This window comes from Tateyamaria pelophila, from assembly GCF_019966495.1.
Taxonomy (GTDB): domain Bacteria; phylum Pseudomonadota; class Alphaproteobacteria; order Rhodobacterales; family Rhodobacteraceae; genus Tateyamaria; species Tateyamaria pelophila.
The window spans coordinates 1-4,260 of the sequence record NZ_JAIMIA010000216.1; the positions used below are offsets into that span (position 1 = coordinate 1).

Sequence of the window (4,260 nt, forward strand, 5' to 3'; positions counted from 1 at the left end):
GCGCGCGCTGCATGGCGCGGAGCAGGACGTGATCTTCCGGCAGGTACATGAACCGGGTCGGCTGGGCCTGTCGGACTTCACGGACATGTCGGGACTTGGCATCACGGTTGCCGGTCAGCCACTGGCACACATGCTGTATCACTTCCGCTTGCTGTGGTCAGGCTTTGCGCATGCCCATGTCATCCTGGGCGGCGAGAGTTACGTGGCTCTGGCCGAAGGACTTCAGAACGCCCTGTGGTCGGCGGGCGGTGCGCCCCACCAGCACCGCAGCGACAGTCTCTCGGCCGCCTTCCGCAATCTTGACCAGGACGCGAAGCTGGATTTGACCAAACGCTACGAGGCTCTCTGTGCCCATTACCGGATGGCGCCAACGCGCAACAACCGCGGCGTGGCACATTAGAATGGTTCGATCGAGAGCGCCCATGGGCATCTCAAGGCGGCAATCCGTGACGCGCTGCTGATGCGGGGCAGCGCAGAGTTTGCGGACCTCGAAGCCTATCGTGCCTTCATTGATGAGATCGTCGGGCGCCGGAATGCAGCCCAAGGCAAGCGTATCGCGGCAGAGCGAACCTACCTGCAAGCTTTGCCTGCCCACCGCACGACAGACTTCGAGGAGGTCATCGTCACCGTCTCCAGCACCGGCGGATTCACCCTGCGCAAGGTGTTCTACACTGTGCCATCGCGCCTGATCGGTCATCGGTTGCGGGTCCGGCTCTACGACGACCGGCTGGAGCTCCTCATGGGCGGCACGCAACTGATGATACTTCCCAGAGGACGGGCGCATCCAGACGGGCGCCATGACCAGGTGGTCAATTACCACCATGTCATCCATTCCCTGCGCCGCAAGCCGATGGCGCTGCTGAACCTCATCTACCGTGATAAGCTCTTTCCGCGTCTGGCCTATCGGCGTGCCTTCGAGGCGCTGATTGCCCATCTGCCCGAGAAGATGGCCTGCAAGGTTACCGTCGAACTGCTCGCGCTGGCGCATGACCGCGGATGCGAACGCGAATTGGCCGAGGAACTGGACGGGGTTCTGGATGCCGGGCAACTGCCCGATCCTGTCGCCTTGCGACGGCGATTTGGACCAGACCCATCAGCTTTTCCCACCGTCACGGTGCAGCAGGTTGGCCTCGACAGCTATGACGCGCTTGTCGCGCCGACAGCCTGGATGGGAGAAACGGCATGAAGACGGCATATCCCATCGACGAGGCACGTCTCGGCATCATGCTGACCGAGTTGCGCCTGCCCACGATCAAGACCCTCTGGCCCCAGTTCGCAGAAGTGGCCGATCGCGAGGGCTGGCCTGCTGCGCGCTTCCTTGCGGCCATCGCCGAGCACGAGTTGGCCGAGCGCGCCAACCGCCGGATCGGACGTCATCTCGCCGAAGCGCATCTGCCGCCGGGCAAGACGCTCGACACCTTCGACTTCGAAGCTGTGCCGATGATTTCCAAGGCGCAGGTCATGGCCATGGCTGCAGGCGACAGCTGGTTAGCCCAGGGCGCCAACGTCCTGATGTTTGGCCCGCCAGGTGGCGGCAAGAGTCATCTCGCGGCCGCTATCGGCCTCGCCCTGATCGAGAACGGCTGGCGCGTCCTGTTCTCCAGAACGACCGATCTGGTCCAGAAACTGCAGGTCGCGCGGCGCGAATTGCAACTCGAGGCTGCCCTCGCCAAGCTCGACAAGTACGACCTGCTCATCCTCGATGACCTCGCCTATGTCACCAAGGATCAGGCCGAGACCAGCGTCCTGTTCGAACTGATCTCGGCCCGATACGAGCGCCGATCCATCCTGATCACTGCGAACCAGCCCTTCGGTGAATGGAACAGGATCTTTCCGGACCCCGCTATGACGCTCGCCGCAGTCGACAGGCTGGTCCACCACGCCACGATCTTCGAAATGAACGTCGAAAGCTTCCGGCGGCGCAGCGCAATGGAGGCAAAGCGAACCCGCGGACGGCCGACAGCCTACGCGACAATCAACAACACGCCCCAGATTGTCGCGGAGCGTCAATCAACACCCGAAACAGAACTTGCCAGCGACAATAACACTGATACGATCCCAGACACCGCGACGTAGAATCTCATCCAGATTGACGCGCAGGTCTCACTCAGATTGTCGCGCTATAATCATGTCCTCGTGGGTGAAAAGCAGCGGGCAGCCGCGCAGTTTGGCTTCGTTCAGCTTGCGGGCGATGTGGTTACCCGCCGAATTGATCTTTCGCGGTTGGACTTTCACTGTATTTGTTCACTGATGTGGCCTCCAAACTGCTCTCGACGCTGATGCTCCCTCTTCCAAAGTATCCAGACGCGTCTGGATCTTGTCCCGTACGTTCATGTGGTCTCCTGATGTGAGGAGTATTCAAGATCAGGAGGGAAGGGGGAGGCGCGGGATGGCGAGCGAACCTGCGAAATTTTCATTTATGAAAAGTGTCGTAGCGAGAGGAGCCTACCAAGAACTTCATCATTTTGATTCAGCGCAAGGGAGGACGGATCTTCACGTGATAGGGAGAAGCTGAACTATTATTTGGAGCGTCAGATGGGCGTTAAAATCGTATGCCTTGCGTGTGGTCAGGTAAACCGGGTTCCAGAAACCAAACTTGCGGCTGGTCCCAAATGTGGAAAGTGCGGAGTCGAATTGTTGCAGGATCAGCCGACTGAAGTTTCGTTCGACGTCCTTCAAAAGGCTGCTCGGATCGACGACCTGCCGCTGATCGTGGATTTCTGGGCTGCTTGGTGCGGACCTTGTAAGATGATGGGACCCGAGTTCGCAAAGGCGTCCAGGATGCAAAAGGGGCGCGCGCGCTTTGCAAAGCTCAACACTGAAACTTTTCCACAAGCGGGCGAACGATACGGCATACGTGGGATCCCTTTGCTGATCGCGTTTCGTGGCGGGCGTGAGGTCAAGCGGCAAGCAGGCGTGATGCAGGCGGCGCAAATCGTAGACTGGTTGTCTGGAGTGGATCGCGCTTGAGGCTGTAGAGTGGACACGGTGATTATTGAAGAGCTTCGAAACAATGGGAGGGTGAAATGCACAGTGATCTTGCTTTGAGAAGGCGTGTCTTATTGGTAACCTACCAACGCTATCTTGATGCGGATCGTGCTTGGAGCGCTGCGCTAAGCGAGGTCAAAACTTGGTTTCCGTCAAGTTGCCAACCCGGACCTTCGGCAATCGGAAATCCAGGCTCCATGGTACGACGACTATATGAGCAGCGTGAACACGCTTTGGCTCAACTTGAAGCCGCGCGCCAAAGACTTGAAACGGCCAAGCAACGGTTAGCCGCAAAGCGTCAAAAAACGCATGTTTCGCGGGTTGTGCTTCTCACCTACGCATCGCACTAGACTTGGCTCTAAAGTCTGGGCCCGGCAAGTCAGAACTACAATCACGCGTTCTGCCGACCGAAGATGCCGCCTGCCTTAAACTGTGCCTCCAACTCATCGATCGGCGTTTGGATCCCTATCCGAATGTTCATGCAATCTGTTGATGTGAGGGATAGTCAGGGTCAGGATAATTACCAAGTGATGCACCGTAGCGTAGTCGCATGGCTTTGGGGTTAGTAGGGCAAGTATCGATTTGCGTCGGTTTTCTAGTCCAAGCGCGCTTGCGTCATTGTGGAGCCAGGGCCGCCTAAGAAAGACCCTCGGCTGGAAGACACGCGCAGTACCCATGCCAGACGAAACTGCGGGTTTCAAATCAAACGTTGCACTTGAAAATTGAAACCGCCCTGCCATAAAAGCCTGTTTTTTATGCATCCATTGCTGTAGCTTAGACGTTTACAAAAATTTTACTGTCAGACTCACTCCGAAATCGAGACAGTTAGAGTGCATGGCGATTTGCACACTGACGATAGGTTGTTCGATGTCAAATTTCAGAGAAAGCATGATCGAGTTTGCCGACTTCACCTTCGAGCTTAAGAAGGTGGTATGTTACGGATTTCGGAACAACGCAGGTGGGACAACGACTGTTCTAAACTTCTCTTCGGTGGGTGCAGCTCATGAGTTCCGCGAAGCTTTTCTTCAAACGAGAAACTTTTTGGTTATCCGAAATGATGCGCAACTGATCTGCATGACGGACTACGAATCAGTGATGCGAAAATCAGAAGATGATCCACGTGTCCGCTTTCTTCACTTTCCACCTAATGGATCGAAGCCACCGGCTTCTAGCCGGTCCGCTTCAGCGAATCTTTCTCTGATCTTCTCTCCTGAATTTTGAAACCCGCTGTGGCGGTATGGTTTCAAAATTCAGGAGAGAAGATCATGCGTT

3 protein-coding genes and 1 pseudogene are annotated in these 4,260 nt (G+C 56.7%); all 4 read left to right on the forward strand.

Translation table 11 applies throughout. From position 1 onward, the window contains the following. Positions 1-1,186: pseudogene (locus LC354_RS26550) on the forward strand (Mu transposase domain-containing protein); the annotation flags it as partial. Then, positions 1,183-2,076 (forward strand): IS21-like element helper ATPase IstB, encoded by an 894-nt coding sequence (istB, locus tag LC354_RS26555; protein ID WP_223428955.1) that lies wholly within the window; start codon positions 1,183-1,185, stop codon positions 2,074-2,076. The pseudogene LC354_RS26550 and the gene istB, both read left to right, overlap by 4 nt. Before the next feature lie 459 nt (positions 2,077-2,535). Beyond that, the gene (locus LC354_RS26560) at positions 2,536-2,970 is read left to right on the forward strand and encodes a thioredoxin domain-containing protein (protein ID WP_223428956.1); all 435 of its coding nucleotides are present in this window, start codon (positions 2,536-2,538) and stop codon (positions 2,968-2,970) included. A gap of 906 nt (positions 2,971-3,876) precedes the next feature. Further along, on the forward strand, positions 3,877-4,209 hold the full coding sequence (locus tag LC354_RS26565) for a hypothetical protein (protein ID WP_223428957.1): 333 nt from the start codon (positions 3,877-3,879) through the stop codon (positions 4,207-4,209). Positions 4,210-4,260: the final 51 nt, after the last annotated feature.